The 16,354-nt window shown below is 39.7% G+C and carries 18 protein-coding genes; 15 read left to right on the top strand and 3 right to left on the bottom strand.

Going from position 1 to position 16,354, the window contains the following annotated elements; genetic code table 11:
- Positions 1 to 13: 13 nt before the first annotated feature.
- The 3 genes from Q0Y52_RS04480 to Q0Y52_RS04470 all read left to right on the top strand — a co-directional run bounded on the left by Q0Y52_RS04480 (position 14) and on the right by Q0Y52_RS04470 (position 3,155).
- A complete protein-coding gene (locus Q0Y52_RS04480; protein WP_297818544.1) occupies positions 14 to 1,030 on the top strand; it encodes a hypothetical protein in 1,017 nt (338 codons plus the stop codon).
- Between the two features lie 27 nt (positions 1,031 to 1,057).
- A complete protein-coding gene (locus Q0Y52_RS04475; protein ID WP_297818541.1) occupies positions 1,058 to 1,534 on the top strand; it encodes a hypothetical protein in 477 nt (158 codons plus the stop codon).
- Positions 1,535 to 1,601: 67 nt separating this feature from the next.
- The gene (locus tag Q0Y52_RS04470) at positions 1,602 to 3,155 is read left to right on the top strand and encodes a M20 family peptidase (protein ID WP_297818539.1); all 1,554 of its coding nucleotides are present in this window, start codon (positions 1,602 to 1,604) and stop codon (positions 3,153 to 3,155) included.
- A gap of 76 nt (positions 3,156 to 3,231) precedes the next feature.
- On the opposite strand, the gene Q0Y52_RS04465 is transcribed toward Q0Y52_RS04470, so the two are convergent.
- Positions 3,232 to 3,456 (bottom strand): alpha/beta hydrolase fold domain-containing protein, encoded by a 225-nt coding sequence (locus tag Q0Y52_RS04465; RefSeq protein ID WP_297818535.1) that lies wholly within the window; start codon positions 3,454 to 3,456, stop codon positions 3,232 to 3,234.
- On the opposite strand from Q0Y52_RS04465, the gene Q0Y52_RS04460 reads away from it, so the two are divergent.
- The 10 genes from Q0Y52_RS04460 to Q0Y52_RS04415 all read left to right on the top strand — a co-directional run bounded on the left by Q0Y52_RS04460 (position 3,443) and on the right by Q0Y52_RS04415 (position 12,466).
- Positions 3,443 to 3,973 (top strand): helix-turn-helix domain-containing protein, encoded by a 531-nt coding sequence (locus tag Q0Y52_RS04460; RefSeq protein WP_297818532.1) that lies wholly within the window; start codon positions 3,443 to 3,445, stop codon positions 3,971 to 3,973. The genes Q0Y52_RS04465 and Q0Y52_RS04460 overlap by 14 nt on opposite strands.
- A gap of 596 nt (positions 3,974 to 4,569) precedes the next feature.
- Entirely contained in the window at positions 4,570 to 5,580 is a 1,011-nt protein-coding gene (pip, locus tag Q0Y52_RS04455) for a prolyl aminopeptidase (RefSeq protein WP_297818529.1), read from the top strand.
- A 316-nt stretch (positions 5,581 to 5,896) separates the two neighbouring features.
- Positions 5,897 to 5,968, top strand: coding sequence for a pyrroloquinoline quinone precursor peptide PqqA (pqqA, locus tag Q0Y52_RS04450; RefSeq protein ID WP_118056096.1), 72 nt, complete (start codon positions 5,897 to 5,899; stop codon positions 5,966 to 5,968).
- A gap of 117 nt (positions 5,969 to 6,085) precedes the next feature.
- A complete protein-coding gene (gene pqqB, locus Q0Y52_RS04445) occupies positions 6,086 to 7,003 on the top strand; it encodes a pyrroloquinoline quinone biosynthesis protein PqqB (RefSeq protein WP_297818526.1) in 918 nt (305 codons plus the stop codon).
- 39 nt (positions 7,004 to 7,042) lie between these two features.
- Positions 7,043 to 7,810, top strand: a complete 768-nt coding sequence (gene pqqC, locus Q0Y52_RS04440) for a pyrroloquinoline-quinone synthase PqqC (RefSeq protein ID WP_297818524.1) — start codon at positions 7,043 to 7,045, stop codon at positions 7,808 to 7,810.
- Entirely contained in the window at positions 7,807 to 8,091 is a 285-nt protein-coding gene (gene pqqD, locus Q0Y52_RS04435; RefSeq protein WP_297818521.1) for a pyrroloquinoline quinone biosynthesis peptide chaperone PqqD, read from the top strand. The genes pqqC and pqqD overlap by 4 nt, the downstream gene beginning before the upstream one ends.
- Positions 8,084 to 9,262, top strand: a complete 1,179-nt coding sequence (pqqE, locus tag Q0Y52_RS04430; protein ID WP_297818518.1) for a pyrroloquinoline quinone biosynthesis protein PqqE — start codon at positions 8,084 to 8,086, stop codon at positions 9,260 to 9,262. The genes pqqD and pqqE overlap by 8 nt, the downstream gene beginning before the upstream one ends.
- A complete protein-coding gene (locus tag Q0Y52_RS04425; protein ID WP_297818515.1) occupies positions 9,259 to 10,713 on the top strand; it encodes an insulinase family protein in 1,455 nt (484 codons plus the stop codon). Before pqqE ends, Q0Y52_RS04425 begins: the two co-directional genes overlap by 4 nt.
- Positions 10,714 to 10,945: 232 nt before the next feature.
- Entirely contained in the window at positions 10,946 to 11,722 is a 777-nt protein-coding gene (locus tag Q0Y52_RS04420) for an SDR family oxidoreductase (RefSeq protein ID WP_297818512.1), read from the top strand.
- Between the two features lie 474 nt (positions 11,723 to 12,196).
- The gene (locus tag Q0Y52_RS04415; protein ID WP_297818509.1) at positions 12,197 to 12,466 is read left to right on the top strand and encodes a PEP-CTERM sorting domain-containing protein; all 270 of its coding nucleotides are present in this window, start codon (positions 12,197 to 12,199) and stop codon (positions 12,464 to 12,466) included.
- A gap of 301 nt (positions 12,467 to 12,767) precedes the next feature.
- On the opposite strand, the gene bcp is transcribed toward Q0Y52_RS04415, so the two are convergent.
- Positions 12,768 to 13,238 carry a thioredoxin-dependent thiol peroxidase gene (gene bcp, locus Q0Y52_RS04410; RefSeq protein ID WP_297818506.1) on the bottom strand — a complete coding sequence of 157 codons (471 nt, stop codon included), beginning with the start codon at positions 13,236 to 13,238 and terminating at the stop codon, positions 12,768 to 12,770.
- A 320-nt stretch (positions 13,239 to 13,558) separates the two neighbouring features.
- Positions 13,559 to 14,137 carry an ACT domain-containing protein gene (locus Q0Y52_RS04405; protein ID WP_297818503.1) on the bottom strand — a complete coding sequence of 193 codons (579 nt, stop codon included), beginning with the start codon at positions 14,135 to 14,137 and terminating at the stop codon, positions 13,559 to 13,561.
- Between the two features lie 113 nt (positions 14,138 to 14,250).
- Between Q0Y52_RS04405 and dapA the strand changes: the two genes are divergently transcribed.
- Both dapA and bamC read left to right on the top strand, forming a co-directional pair.
- Positions 14,251 to 15,132 carry a 4-hydroxy-tetrahydrodipicolinate synthase gene (gene dapA / locus Q0Y52_RS04400; RefSeq protein WP_297818500.1) on the top strand — a complete coding sequence of 294 codons (882 nt, stop codon included), beginning with the start codon at positions 14,251 to 14,253 and terminating at the stop codon, positions 15,130 to 15,132.
- 9 nt (positions 15,133 to 15,141) lie between these two features.
- Entirely contained in the window at positions 15,142 to 16,296 is a 1,155-nt protein-coding gene (gene bamC / locus Q0Y52_RS04395; RefSeq protein ID WP_297818497.1) for an outer membrane protein assembly factor BamC, read from the top strand.
- Positions 16,297 to 16,354 lie beyond the last annotated feature (58 nt).

Genomic DNA, 16,354 nt, shown 5'->3' with positions numbered 1-16,354 from the left:
AGGGAACGAATTCATGCGCTTTATTATTTTGCTTTGCTGCTTATTGGCAGCGGGCTGTGCCTCACCCAACATTTCAGCCTTTAAACAATCAAGTTTCGCGCTTTCAGCTGGGTTGAATGACAATCAGACAAGCCTTGTCACTGCCGGCAAAGAAGTGTCAGATAAACTTGGTAATCCAGTTGATTTAGACGCGCATGTGGAAAACCTCAGTGAGCAGGGTAAAAAGGTGAGCCAATTAGCGGGCGTATTAGCGGCCTATGCGAGCTCTGTTTCTGTGTTATCCAGTGCCGGTACAGATGGGACTGAAGCGGTCAATATTCTGCTTTCAAACGTGCAAAACACTGTTAAATCAATTTCGGGCAACCCTTTAACGTTACCAAAAGAAATCCAATCTTTTACCTCAGCACTTGGGGCTTTGCAGCAGCAAGCGGCCAATCAAGAGCTTAATGAGATTATGCAAAGTGTGCAAGATGAAGTCGATACCATCGCCACTTTACTTGGCAGCTTGCCAGATGTTGAACAGTTTATTGTTCAAGGAATGGTGACGTATCTGAAATCCGGGCGTCAGGATCTAGTCAATTACCATGATGTTTACAGCGGTTTACAAACTGAATTAGCGGGTATTGACGGGCTTAGCGGTAACGCGCTAAAAAACGATTTAGATAATTGTCGTAAAGCAGTATCCGGATGCGACTATACGGCAATGCAAACAAGCCACAAAAAAAATATGTCAGGCAACATTGAAAAACGTAGCAAAGTGCAAAGTTTAATGAATGAACTGATGCCCTTTGAGGCTGCTTATCAAGCATGGATAAAGGATATCAGAGATTGGGAAACATCCATGCTGACCAAAGTCCGCAGCATATCTCCTCTTGCGTATGCGTGGAAAAAGGACCACCGGTCAATCATCGCCTATCTTCAAACCTGCACCGAATTAAGCGTTGTTTTTACCAGCAAGTGTGACGCATTTTCAGCAGCGAACTTAGAGCTTTTTAGCACATTGCTAGGCAAAGCAGCATTTGCCTTTTAACCACTGCATAAATTGGAAATACTCCCCATGAACATACAACAACAGATGGATAAAATAGTTCACCGGACTATAGAGGATATTGCCACAATGTCTGACGCGGATCCGGTGAATAACCGAGTCAACCAGGCAATGACGGCACTGGACAGCGTGCAGTGCATATCTGTTGCTGACATGACCTACCTCACCCAATGCAAACAGGCACTCGGTAAGGCCCAAATAAACCTAAGTCTAGGCAAGCGGGATAAGCTTCTTGATGAACTACTGGCCCGATCAAACAACATGACAGCGGCAAGCGACGTTATGAAGGCTGCTGCGGGCGATACTATCATGCACAAAATAGCGGTGACTGGACAACAAGTACTTGATGTGGCAAACAGTGTTGATGCGCTGGCCACAGCGCTTAAATCGGCCGTTGACAATCCAGCCGTTGCAGACAAAGGTGAACTGTCAGCCAAAGCTTATGTTGCTATCGATGCCATCAAAGACCTGGTGAAAAACGCTTAGCTATTGAGCTTTGTCTAATGTCATTGGTTAATAAATAGGCAGCAGAGTATTATTAGGCAAGACATTATTGATATTTAAGGGATGTAAATATAGACGATATGAGGCATGGTATAAATTCAACTTATTAAAACTTATTTTACCTATGCTCAAACATACTTTTAAGATTGTAGGATTAAGTGTCCTAGTTTTACTGATTGTTATTGTCACTCGAACACTTCTGCATACTCCAGAGGCGGCTAATCTCCCTGAGACAGTAGACTACTCTCTCGATGAAGACCTGTTGTTGGCGCATTTATCAGAGTCTATTCAGTTTCAGACTATATCCCATGAGAATTCGCAGGGTGTGAATGCACAGGACTTTGCCAACTTTCAATATTGGGTGAGTCAAACATACAGCCAATTACACCAGACCCTCGAATTAAAAACGTTCAATGACACTATGCTGTACAAGTGGGTTGGCACAGATACCACACTAAAACCTATTCTGATCACAGGGCACTATGACGTGGTACCGATCATTCCTGGAACCGAATCTTTATGGAAGCAACCACCTTTTTCTGGAACAATTCATGATGGTTTTGTTTGGGGGCGAGGCGCGCTTGATGATAAAAGTGGTGTCATTGGTATCTTAGAAGCCGTCAATTATTTAATGGCTCGCGGGCATCAACCTAAAAGGAGTATTTACCTCAGTTTCGGGCATGATGAGGAAATTGGTGGTGTGAAAGGTGCGGCCCTAGTCGCTGATTACTTGGAGGATACCGGGGTACAGCTAGCCTGGTCGCTAGATGAAGGCTCTTTTCTGTTGGACGGTTTTTTACCTGGGGTCGATAAATTAGTGGCAACGATTAATGTCGCTGAGAAGGGAATGACAACCTTGCAAATAGTCGGGAAGGGCGTCGGAGGTCATTCATCTATGCCTCCCAGTCAAACTGCAGTAGGCGTTTTAGCTGAAGCGATCACCAAACTTGAAGAAAACCCGATACCAGGGGGGTTAGATGGTTTGACTCTGGCTATGTTTGATACAACCAGTCGAGAAATGCCATTCAGTTATAAAATGTTGTTCGCTAATAGGTGGCTATTTAGTGGTCTAATTGAGGCCGTGTTAGCCGAGGATCCTGCCATGAATGCAACGTTGCGAACGACTACTGCACCCACTATGCTGTCGGCTAGTGTTAAGACCAATGTATTGCCCATCGAAGCTATAGCGACAGTCAACTTTAGAGTGCACCCTAGAGACACTCTTGAGAGTATCTTTGAGCATGTCAGTGAGGTAGTAGAGAATGATAATGTTGAAGTTAGGCCAATGGTATGGGACGGTTTTGGTTTAGGTAAATCAGCATCTCAAGTCTCTAGCTGGGAGTCAAAAGGTTATATTAGCATCGAGAAATCGATCAAAAGTATTTATGGGGATGTCATTGTTGCGCCAGGGCTTATGTTGGCAGCGTCTGATTCAAGGCACTATGGCAGAGTGTCTGATAATGCTTACCGTTTTAATCCTTTTCCACTGACGAGAGACCAATTAACGGGTTTTCATGGCACAAACGAGCGCATTGGAGCTGACGATTTTATTCGTGGGGTAAAAGTATACATTCGTCTTTTAGAGGTTGGCTCAAGTCAATAAGCAAAGATCAAAGTAAGCCGAAGAGGATCAAGAGGCAGGGTGGTTGAAATTGACAACCTGACCTTTATGTTTCTGCTTAGTTGTTTGTCGTTTCCTCAAAGCAAAGTAAAAGTGTAAACCCATAAATATCCCAAAGTGTTGCGGCAAATATATCTGGCGCAGCATTAGGAAATATTACATTCGCACTATGACAGGTGCCGTTGACTGTTCGACTACTCGCTTTGACCCCTGCCGCCAGTAAATTCCGATAATACTTTAGACCTTCATCGCGAAAGAGATCCATCTCATTGACAGAAATCATATTGGGAGGCAGTCCACAAAGGTCCTCATTATTGGCCATTATTGGCTGCGAGTACACAAGGGACGGCGGTGGCGTCACTTTTCTTTATCACAGCAGTGACTTAAAACTGCCTTTAGGGCAGAGAAGTTCTGATCGCTGGGCGATGAATGAAACTGTGGTGTTTAGAGAAATCCTTGCCGGAATAGCGCCGATTGAAGTGCAGGAAAACCTGTTTCTTGAAAAAGTTAAGGCCTTATTACAGTGTGCGCCTCACACACAAGGTGACTTAGCCTCCGCGCTTTGTGTGAGTATTCCGACGTTGCAGAGAAGACTGTTGCGAGCGGGTAAAAATTATCGACAGCTACCACAAGAGGTAAGAGCCAATCACCTGACGCTTTTACTGGCTACATCGATGAATTTGGATGATATTGCATCCGAGATGAGTTTTTCTGATCGGCGAAGTTTGACGCGAGCTTGTCATCAGTGGCTTGGGTCTACGCCTAGTGCTTATAGAAAATCTAGAAGGCTAACAAAATAATAGGCTGAGTCACCTAATGTTTCGTTATTGATGCTTTAATTGGTTGGACTCACATACACCGAATTTCGACTTAAATTATAATAAACATTAAAATCTTGTTCATTTTTAATATTCACAATGATAGTGGTGTAAAGTAGGATTATTAAACGCAAATTATTTCAAACCATCAATTCGTATTGCAATGGAATTTATTAATTAAAAGCTGACACCCATGGCTTTTCTCTTTCTTTGGGTTGCATAAACTATCTTTGTTTGGCTTGGTATTTTATCGAAGAATTTGTTTATATCAATTCAAAAGACAAAGGCACCCATAATAGCTGTATCCACACATCTCAAGTGAACTAACAAGCAATAAGTGATAACGATATTCCCATTCTTGATTTTTACGTAAGGAGCTTTAAGTTTGAACAAATCGGATGCGATTAAAAGAGGTAAATATGGAAAAAATTGGGCATCATATGCATTTGTTTTGTGAAAAAAGACAATCTGATTTACCTATATTCATAAAATATCGACTTTAACAATTTTAAATTTTTTTATCCTAAGTTTAACTAAGCAAGATAAACAATGAATAGTCAACGAATAGGTATTAATAAATGTTGTCACTCTACCCAGCCATTGAGCCTTTTCTTCATTATCACCTAAGCGTAATTAATGAAGCCCTCACACATGAAGTGCTAACGAATGATGCATCGACAGATCAAATTTCTAGGGTAGAGCACCATCTTTATGTTGAACAATGTGGCAATCCTTTAGGAATTCCAGTGATTTTTTTACATGGTGGTCCGGGTTCAGGGTGCCGACCTTCACATCGATGTTATTTTGACCCGCAGCTGTATCATATCATTTTGTTTGATCAACGAGGCTGTGGACGCTCTCGTCCTTATGGCGCTTTAGCACAAAATACAACTGCAAATATTATCCAAGACATAGAGTCAATAAGACAACATCTTGGCATTAAAAAGTGGTTGGTTTTTGGTGGATCTTGGGGAGCTACACTAGGTTTATATTATGCGCAGCACTTTTCTGAGTATGTTTCTGGCTTGATATTACGAGGCGTGTTCCTTGCGCGTAGGCAAGATATTGATTGGGTTTATAGCGAAAACGGTGCGGCGAAATTTTTTCCTGACGCTTGGAATAACATAGTCGCAGACCTGCCTCTTTCGCAACAATCTCACCCGCTACCTGCAATATATCAACAACTCACCAGTAATAATATTAAGGTATCAAACGCTATTTTTAATAAATTACAACACTGGGAGGCAAGCCTGATTAATTGGCAGGATTTGGTGATTCTTGAAGCAAGCTCAATCAAAGAAGACGCCAAAGCTGCTGCTATTATTCAGCTATATTATTCAATGAATCAATGTTTTATTGCAAAACAACCTGTACTTAAATACATTGATAAGATTCGGCATATTCCAACAAAAATTATTCATGGTCGTTATGATATGGTGTGCCCTGTTGAGCAAGCATGGCAATTAAAAAAACACTGGCCTGAAGCTGAATTATCAGTGATTGAAATGGCGGGGCATGTTGCAAGTGAACCAAAAATCATCGATGCCTTAATAAATGCCACTAACAATTTTGCAAAAAGCTTTAAATAAAGTGTAATAAAACTTACAAATTAGCCACTAAGTTGTTGCTATTAGAATATTAGTCAATAGCGTTGGTTTTCATGCTGTCTTTATAACAACCCCCGTTAAGCTTTATCCAAAGTAACAATGACAAACAACCTATCGATTATTTCTTCTTTATTTTAATAAGATAATAATGAAAAATTCTCATTATTCGATTGAAATATAATTTAAATGACTATAAGTTCAAATGGCTTTTGTAGTATTCTTGTTTTCGGAGTACAGATAACATCAGTAAAAATTAAGAAATACCCAAAACATTGTTAGTAACCATCGAGGATAAATTATGTGGACGAAGCCAAACTTTGAAGAAATGCGTTTAGGATTTGAAGTCACACTTTACATCAGTAATCGTTAATTTTTTAAATTATCAAGAATACATTACCTCAGGTTTATCAATAACCGAAAATACTGAGGTAATTGATCATCACTTGTTAATCCCTTTCTTTCCGTTTGTCTTGATTTCGAGGCACATATGAAAATTTTAGTGTTAGGCTCTGCTGCTGGTGGCGGTTTTCCTCAGTGGAATTGTCACTGCGCAAATTGTAAAGGTTTACGTGAGGGAACAATTAAGGCAACAGCACGTACACAATCATCTATCGCTGTCAGTGTTAATGGTAACGACTGGGTATTAATTAATGCCTCGCCCGATATTCGTGAGCAAATCAATCAATCTCCACAACTTTGGCCTGAGCAAGGTAGTCGTGGCACTAAAATTCGTGCGGCTATTTTAACAGACAGCCAAATAGACCATACCACAGGGCTACTAACCCTGCGTGAAGGGCTGCCGCTTGATGTTTATTGCAGTGATGTTGTGTATGAAGACTTATCAACTGTTTACCCATTGTTTAACGTATTAGAAAATTGGCATGGTGGACTCAAATTCAGCAAAATTGACACCGAACAAAAACAACCTTTTAGTGTAAAGGGGGTGGAGGGTATTGATTTTGTTCCTGTCATTATTGAATCAAATGCTCCGCCTTATTCTCGGTATCGCGATAAAGTGATTGCAGGCAACAATATAGGCTTAAAAATCATTGATAAAAGTACAGGTAAGTATTTATTTTATTTACCCGGCATCGTTGAAAGTACTGAGGAAGTGGAACACATATTATGCAAGGCAAGTTGCGTACTGATTGATGGTACATTATGGCTTGATGATGAAATGATTGCTCAAGGTGTAGGGACTAAATTAGGCTCAGAGATGGGGCATATGCCTGTCAATGGTGACTATGGAACTGTGGCTTTACTGAATAAGTTTACGATAGATAGAAAGATCCTAATACACATTAATAACACCAATCCCATTTTGAATGAAGAATCTGCTCAGCATCAATTTGTTTTAGACAATGGTGTTGAAATTGCCACTGATGGCATGGAAATAACGATTTAACCTCACTTTTATTTAACCTCACTTATAGGCTCCCTTTTTATGCAGGCTTGGACCAGAGAACAGTTTGAACATAAGCTTAGAGACAAAGGTCAGTTGTACCATATTCACCATCCTTTCCATATTGCGATGCATAGTGGTGATTGTAGTAAGGAAGAGATTAAAGGATGGGTGGCTAATCGTTTTTATTATCAAGCAAATATACCGATTAAAGACGCTGCCATTATGGCAAATTGCCGCGATATGGAAACTAGGCGTTTGTGGGTTCAACGGATCATAGATCACGATGGTAGCGTGGGTGAAAAGACCTTAGGCGGTATTGAAGCGTGGTTACGTTTAGGTGAGGCGGTGGGTTTAAACAGGCAAGACTTATTAGATGAAAAATTTGTTCTCCCTGGGGTCCGTTTTGCCGTAGATGCCTATGTTAATTTTGCTCGCAGCGCTACTTGGCAACAAGCTGCCTGTTCATCATTAACAGAAATGTTTGCGCCCGAAATACATCGAAGCCGTCTTGATAGTTGGCCGCATAATTACCCATGGATAAAACCCGAAGGGTTAAATTATTTTCAAATGCGTTTGTCACAAGCTCGCCGTGATGTAAATCATGGCTTACAAATAACTTTAGACCATTTTACTAGCCGCGAAGCCCAACACGATGCGTTAAATATTTTGCAGTTTAAACTGGATATTTTATGGAGCATGTTAGATTCAATGACATTGGCATATCAACAAGACAGAGCACCGTATCAAGCGATACTGGGTCAAGAGGCAATCATTAACCCTATTTATCACAAAGGTATCTTGAAGTGACTACAGTAACAATGACACAGTTAACGATTCCATCACTTAATCCGATGTTTCGCTTTCAGTGGGAGAAAGCACAAAACTGTTTTGTTTTACTATTTCCAGAAGGCATGGTCAAACTCAATGGCGGTGCGGGCGAAATAATGCAGCTTATTGATGGAAAAACAAACCTTCAGCAGATTACTGAGACACTGCAAACTAAATTTCCGGATGCTGATAATTTAGCGCCCGATGTGATTGAATTTATCACTACTGCCATCGAGAAAAAATGGCTTTATCATGACTAAACAAGCTTCCACCAACTTATCAAAGCAAGGCGAGCCAGCGGTAGTTGGTCCACCGCTTTGGTTGCTCGCTGAGCTAACTTATGATTGCCCGTTACATTGCCCTTATTGCTCAAATCCAACTCAGGTAAGCGAAACGAAAAATGAATTAAGTACACAACAGTGGTGTCAAGTATTTAGCCAAGCAAGAGAGTTGGGAGCGGTACAACTGGGATTTTCGGGGGGGGAGCCCTTATTACGCAAAGACTTAGAAGTATTAGTCAAGCACTCCAGAGATCTGGGCTTTTATACCAATTTAATTACCTCTGGTATTGGATTAACCGAAAAACGTATCGCTAGGCTTAAAGAAGCGGGTTTAGACCATATCCAAATAAGTTTTCAAGGTGCTGATCCTGAGTTGAATGATGCGATTGCTGGTCGCGGCAATGCTTACCAGCATAAATTTGATATGGCTAAATCGATTAAATCTCAAGGTTATCCTATGGTGCTTAACTTTGTATTATCCAAGCAAAATCTCGAACAAATTGCTGATATTATGCGCTTAAGCTGTGAGCTAAACGCTGATTATGTCGAATTGGCAAGCGCACAATACTATGGTTGGGCGTATGAAAACCGTGATCATTTATTACCCTCTCAAAATCAGCTAGTTGAGGCTGAGCGTGTTGTTAATGAATTCAGAAATAAACAACAAGGCAAAGGACCACATTTTATTTTTGTTACGCCTGATTATTTTGAAACACGCCCAAAAGCGTGTATGAATGGCTGGGGATCAACCTTTTTAACGGTTACTCCAGATGGCTCCGCTTTACCTTGTCACGGCGCAAAAATGCTACCACTGACTTTTCCCAACATTAAAAAAAAATCGATTGCTGATATATGGCAACAAGATTTTTCTTTCGATTATTTTCGCGGGGATGAGTGGATGCCACAACCGTGTAAAGGGTGTGATGAAAAAGAAAAAGACTTCGGTGGCTGTCGTTGTCAGGCCTTTATGATGACCGGCGATATGCATAAAACGGATCCCGTGTGCAGTAAGTCTGAAGATCACCATCTAATTCAACAGGCTATTGCAAGTGCAACGAAACCATCAAAAGAAATAGTCAAGCGAGTTAATCAAAATGCAATGAAGTTCGCCAAATATAATGAGTTAAACATTGCACGTATAAAAATATGAACTCGGCTTCACCATTGACGCAAGATATCTACATCCACATCAATGGTTTAAGACATATTAACATTGTCGATGATACGAGTTTTAGCGCAGTTTTTGTGGTGAATACTCCCATATTTGACAATAGTGGTGTTGCTCATGGCGTAGAACATATGGTTTTTCGTCGTAGTGTTGCATTTCCAAAACCAGAAACTTTATTTCAATTGACCTCACTTACTGATGCCAAAATTAATGCTTCAACTTTGACCGATACCACTTATTTTCATTGTGAAAGCCAAAATGCTGATACCTTTATATTGGCTATTAATTATCTACTCAATGGCTTATTTAATCCTATTTTCGATACTCAAGATATGCATTGTGAAATTCATGATGGCAATAATAAAGGGGTTATTTATCGGGAATTGATTGGCATAGAACACGCGACTAACCTGGGGGCTAAAAGTCATGCAAACAACACCCAAGATGATTTTTGTTATGGAGGTATTAGCACATCAATTGGTGATTTAACCGTTACCGACTTAAAGATGTTTCATCAGCGTTTTTACCAAGCAACTAATATCACCTTAGTTACCGCTAATGCAGATATGGAACAAATATCAAACTTAGTCGAATTATTACCGAAAAAGAAACTATCTAAACAGAAAAAGGTCGCGTTATATAAACACAAAAATTCGTCACAACAGCATGCAAGTTTAGAGTTTCAGCAGACAAAGTATTCTGAAGCCATCAACAAGCTCATTCATGTGTATCACTTGTGGCTGCAACAGCCACACCTTCAAAAAGTGGCTAATTACAGAGATATTAAAAGTGCTGATAAACCATTAACAAGCAATCCAGACACCTTACCCGTTATTTCCCAAAGTGACTTAATTGTGCCCTTAGTTATCTTATCTGACAGATTAACAAAAGGGGCTGTGGATGGTAAACCGATTAATGTTGCTATTAAATCTTCATCAAAAATACAGTTACTCCCTCAAATTTTTAGCAAACTATGCCAACAAGCTAAAAGACAATTATCTATCAATGAATTAAATGTACATAAAAATGATATCTTCGTAACTGATGAGCGTAATACTTTGTGGCTAACGAATATTGAAGCTACTGAACACATACTCGCTAACATCGCTAGCTACATTATTAATGCATACCCAAAATTTTTAACACCTCGTTGCCAAGGTTTTTGTTACGCTACCCAAGCACTAACGATTGAGGATTCAGCTTACCTCGCGATATTCAGTGCGTTTGATATTTACCCTACCTCTCGATTAAAAAATGTTTTGTTTTGCTTAGAAAGTTTAAGTGAAGATAGCCATTTTATTAGTATGAGTTTAGCGCTGGCTAAAATTAAATATTGCCAAAGGTACCAATCAAATAATAGCCAAATAGTGAACATCACCCCCACCGATATATCCGCCTATTTACAAATGTTAAGTAGAAGAAGCCTATTATAACTGAGCAAACACTGTTTAATTTTAGTGTTTTGGTGAGAAATAAGTTTGTGTATGGAAGTTGGCCACCGCCTCCATCACGATAATAAATTGCCGTAACTCGATTGCTTAGGTTAGAGTAATGCTATGAAAGGGTATTGGCCTTTTTTATATTTAAAGTTTAGATCTCAATTTACACTGGTTCTGATGTCTGCTCTTGGCAGATAGCAGAATGGAAGTTTAACAAGGAATAGGCATGAAAAATTTATTTGATGTAGTTGGGAAGGTCGCTTTAGTGACCGGTGGCTCGAGCGGTATCGGAGAGATGATGGCGCAGGGGCTGCTTGAGAACGGTGCCAAAGTTTATATCACAGCACGCAAGGTGGGGCAGTTGGAAGCGGCAGCAAAGGAACTCTCAGCGTTCGGTCAGTGTATTGCCATTCCGTCTGATTTGTCCTCTGTTTCAGGGATTGAAGAATTTGTTGCCGATTTCAGCAAGCATGAAAAGCAAATCGATATTCTGATCAATAATGCTGGCGCTGTCTGGGCTGCCCCGTTTGACGCTTTCCCAGAAAACGGCTGGGATAAAATCATGGATATCAACATCAAATCGATGTTTTTTATGACACAGAAATGCCTACCGCTGTTGAAAGTGGGAGGGACAACCGATGATCCATCACGTGTCGTCAATATCTGTTCCATCAATGGCATTCGTAACTCTGGCATGCCAACTTATTCTTATACGGCCAGTAAGGCTGCTGCTGTGCATCTCACCACTCATCTGGGGACAGATTTAGCCGCCTACAATATTAATGTGAACGGAATTGCCCCTGGTTTTTTTCCCAGCAAAATGACCAAGGAAGCCGTTAGCAATAAAGATATTTCAGACAGAATGGTATCCAAAATTCCAAGACAACGAATGGGTACGCCTGAAGATATTGCCGGCACAGCAATTTATCTTTGTTCAAGGGCTTCAGCCTGGGTCTGTGGGGAAACCATTGTCCTCGATGGTGGGATGATTTCCGCGGCCTGACCGTATAAGCTAGCCAGCCACTTTTTATAGGTCTGCTTGTTGATTTTATCTTCTATGCAAGGACGCAATTATTTGAATGTAAATTCATTTTCAATTAATAGATGAATTCATTAGCTGACTTTGGTTTGAGGTGGTTATTAACGTTTCGCAACTCTCGTTCTAACAAAGTGTTGAGGAGTTTGGCTAATGATTATCAGATAATACTTAAGCTGTTATATGGTGCCTAGCTCACCAGTCGCATAGAATTAGCGCCTGTAAGAAGTCATTAGTATGTTAGCTTTGTTGGTGCTGCTGGTGGCTTTGGGCAAGACACAAAGACAATGTTATGGCTATGTATGGTGGACAATGCTGCCACTCAGGAGATTGGATATGTGGCTAAAAATAGAGACTTTTTTGAAAAAATACCTAACCCAATAGTCGAAGCTCAAAAGCTATCAATATATTACTGAGTCAAGTAAATTAAGTAACAAAGATATGACATCATTTTTTGTAGTCGATGTGAGCAGGAATGTTGTATCTACTAATATATGTGCCATTTCAGTAGTCGCAGTTTGTGCTAATACAGGCCACGAGGCATTTTTCGCAACTACAACTTTTTTGCAAGGAACAACATCTTTAAGCAGTTTCGAATCTGGTCTAGCGTCATGGTCTGGCCCGACAAGCGAACCAGAACCATCAACCCTTGCTATCTTTGCATTAGGCATTATTGGTTTAGCTTCACGTCGATTTAAGAAACAATCTTAATTTAATTAAAAATCATTGTAGAAGCATCTGCCAATCGGTAGGTGCTTTTTTTGCGGGCTATATAGATTTAGTCTAAGGTTATAGAGTGTTTAGGTGTGCATTGGGCGTCTGGGACTCACACAATACACTATTCATTACTACAGGAATTAACACTATCAACAATTCAAATAAATCGAGCTTAACTTAAATTATTGCAAATGTTTGCATGCAAACAAGGATAAGGTGTTATAAATTGTTTACAGATTTAAAAGATAAATTAAATTTATTTTCGAATCAGGCTGCAGATCATTGTAAATAGCATTTATGTTGATTTTTTTATATATGCCAATACTACTTCATGGTGATCTTTGGTTTTGAATTTATCAAATACATGTTCTATCTTGCCTTTTCCATCAATTAAAAACGTAATACGATGAATACCGTCGTATTTTTTACCCATAAATGTTTTTAGACCCCACACACCAAATGCGTCAGCTAATGCATGATCTTCATCCGATAATAGGGTGAAATTGAGATTTTCTTTTTCTATAAATTTTGGCAGCCTTTTAACTGGATCAGGGCTTACACCTATTACTTCCACGTTCCATTCGGCCAATAATGCTTGGTTATCTCGCAGACCTTGTGCTTGTATTGTACAGCCCGGTGTCATCGCTTTAGGGTAAAAATAAACCAATACTTTTTTACCCTTATAGTCGCTTAATGACACCTTTTGGTTATCTTGATTCGGTAGAGAAAATTGCGGAGCATTATCACCCGCATTCAGAATTTGCATATTAAATTGCCTTAATTATTTATGAAAAGAGTATAACCATACGACCTCTAAACACCCTTCTTAGAACGTGTTAAGTGTTCCAATTCAAGGAGCTTCTATGACTGAATATCTGTCAACTTCTGGATTGGTTCAATATAAAAAATAAAGTGCCCCAATCCTTATTTCTTAGCCAAGTTTTAAAAGCGATTAACTTCAGGCTCCGAGCATACCTTGGCTACTTTTTTAATTTAGCTACTATATTTGGAAATAGCGCCTGACTAAACTTTTTAAACCCCGCTGAAACTGCCATTTTTAACTAGCAAGAATGCGGTACGAGATTATCAATGATTTTGTTTAATTGAAGCCTCTAAATTCAATGGTTGTAACAGTTCTTGAAGAGCATATTCAATCTTTTTAACTTCGAGTTCATGTGGAATAGAAATCACCATTTTACATTTTATGCGATTATCCTTAGTAGGGTCGTTTTCAATACTATCCAAAAATTTTAATCTAAAAGCACTGACAGAGATATTATGTTGCTTGAGAAAATCGGTGATTTGGTCGATTAAACCAGGTGTGCTTTCGCCATGTATGATGACATCCGCGAGGTGTTCGAGGTTTTGTTTACAATGTTTTTTAGTGCGTTTCATCATAGACAACAAATTGTGCTTCTGACAAGTTTGTGGCAATAAACATTCGGCTTGGGTAATAGCACTTTGACTGCCTTCGATAATCATAGTAAGAGAAAAGTCCTGTCCATAAACAGCTTGGCGACTATCCAAAATATTGCACCCCACACCAGAAACTGTGTCTGCCAATTTGCTTAACACACCAAATTGATCTGAACCCAATATGGTAATGATTAATTGTTGCGTCATTTTTAACCAATTCGTTGCTTTAAAATTGACTATAACATACATGATTATAGGTAGGTTGATCCAGTTTCAATTCTAATCCATCAAATGGGCTATTCAATGCTTGTTTTTAGGAAGCCAGGTCTTTACCATAAGGGGTTATATCTTTGGGAGATGGCATGTTTACTGGTAGTTTTGTGGCGCTAATTACGCCAATGTATGATAACGGACAAATAGATTATATTTCATTGAAGAGTCTCGTTGATTTTCACATTCAAAATGGGTCTCATGGCATCGTTTCTGTTGGTACTACTGGTGAGTCTGCGACTATACCCTTTTCTGAACATATAGAAGTGGTAAGGCGCACTGTCGAATATGCTAATGACAAAATACCTATCATTGCAGGGAGCGGAGCGAACTCTACATCAGAAGCCATTTTTTTGAGTGAACAAATGTCGGGTACTGGAATTAATGGATTTTTAAGTGTTGTGCCTTATTATAACAAGCCACAACAAAAAGGCATGGTTGCACATTTTACTGCCATTGCTGATGCGACTGACTTACCTTTATTGCTATATAATGTGCCCAGTCGCACTGTTGCTGACATGTTTCCAGAGACAGTTGCTGAGTTAGCAGAGCATCCAAATATTGTCGGTTTGAAAGATGCCACAGGTGACATATCACGCTTAAAGGCCACACAGAAGCTTGTCTCAGATGAATTTTTGTTATTAAGCGGTGATGACCTAACTGGATGTGAGTTTCTTGCGAACGGTGGCCATGGGGTGATTTCAGTCACCGCTAATGTTGTGCCAAAACAAATGGCGGATATGTGCAATGCTTCTTTGGCAAAGAATTACCAATTGGCTGAAAAAATAGACAGACAAATTACCGGCTTACACCGGGCTTTGTTCATCGAACCGAATCCCGTGTTACCTAAATGGGCTTTACACAAAATGGGGCTGACTAATTCAGCTTTTTTACGATTACCTTTAGTTGAATCGGAACTAGCTAGCCAAAATCATATCGAACAAGTCATGCGCAGTTCTGGCGTATTATTTTAAGGAGATAGCATGACCTATAAATTTCAACAAATTGGTGTGTTAACAACCAATTTGATAAAAAACTCAGTGATCACGATTTCAGTGATAACCGCTACTCTTTTTAGTGCCTGCAGTTCATTAGAGGAAAGAGAAGTTGCCAGTGGTTCATTTGATTATGTCAAAGAGCAACCTGGTCGAAAAATAAATATTCCAGATGATGTGGACTCACCTAAATTTAATGACGCTTATCAACTTCCTGAATTAGGTGAAAACGCACCCTTAAATGCTACAGGCAAAGATTTGAGTGTGATGTCGCCTCCATTGGTATTAGCGGTAGTGGCTGGCTCTCACATAGAAGAAGGCTCAAAAAATGCCATTGTTTGGTTTGATCAGATTGATGATAGCCTACCTCTAGATACTGCAGTTTGGAATTCTCTGATCCGATTTTTAGATTCTAAAGGTATTGGCGTTGAACTGTTTGATAAGGACAACCAACGTTTAATCACAGACTGGATGGTGATGGATGAGAGCAAAGACAATAATTGGTATAGCTGGTCTAAATCAGAACGTACTGTTGGTCAACGCTTCGAATTTACCTTAGATAAAAAACCTCATGGTAGAACGGCAGGTCTCAGTGTCGAATTGGTTGATTATAAGGAAAGGTTGAACGCTCAAAGCAAAGAGGTAGTAACTAAAGCAAGAGATAAAAGACGTAACGAAGTCGACGTTCTCAATAGAGTAGTGAAAAATTATGAATTTGAAACAAAAGTAGCTGACGTCAAACGCTTTCGTCAAATTCGAGAAGGTTTGCAGATGGACTTAGGGTTTGATGGCGACGGTGAGCCTGCTTTTGTGGTTGACGCAGACTATGAGATTACTTGGCCCAGATTATTACTTGTTTTGAGAAAATTAGGATTTGATGTCAAAGATTATGATAAATCTAATGGCTTATTGTTTGTCAAATACAATGGTGCTGAAGATGGATGGTGGAGCAATATTTGGTCCAGTGATAAGAATGAGATGAATTTAGACACTGAAGAGTATCGTCTCAAAGTAGTCGGTGTAGGTAGTAAAACCTCAATTACATTATTTGATGATGAGAGCAACCCATTCTCAGTCAACAAATTAACAGATTTGTACCCCACATTTTCAAAAACCATGTCGGCTGACGATCTAGATATATAAATTATTTTCCTCCTGTAGTGAGTGCGGTCAGGAGGAAACATTTCAAAATTAAGCATCA

The organism is uncultured Paraglaciecola sp. (assembly GCF_943787955.1).
In the GTDB taxonomy this organism is placed as follows: domain Bacteria; phylum Pseudomonadota; class Gammaproteobacteria; order Enterobacterales; family Alteromonadaceae; genus Paraglaciecola.
This window is presented reverse-complemented; position numbering and strand designations above follow the sequence as displayed.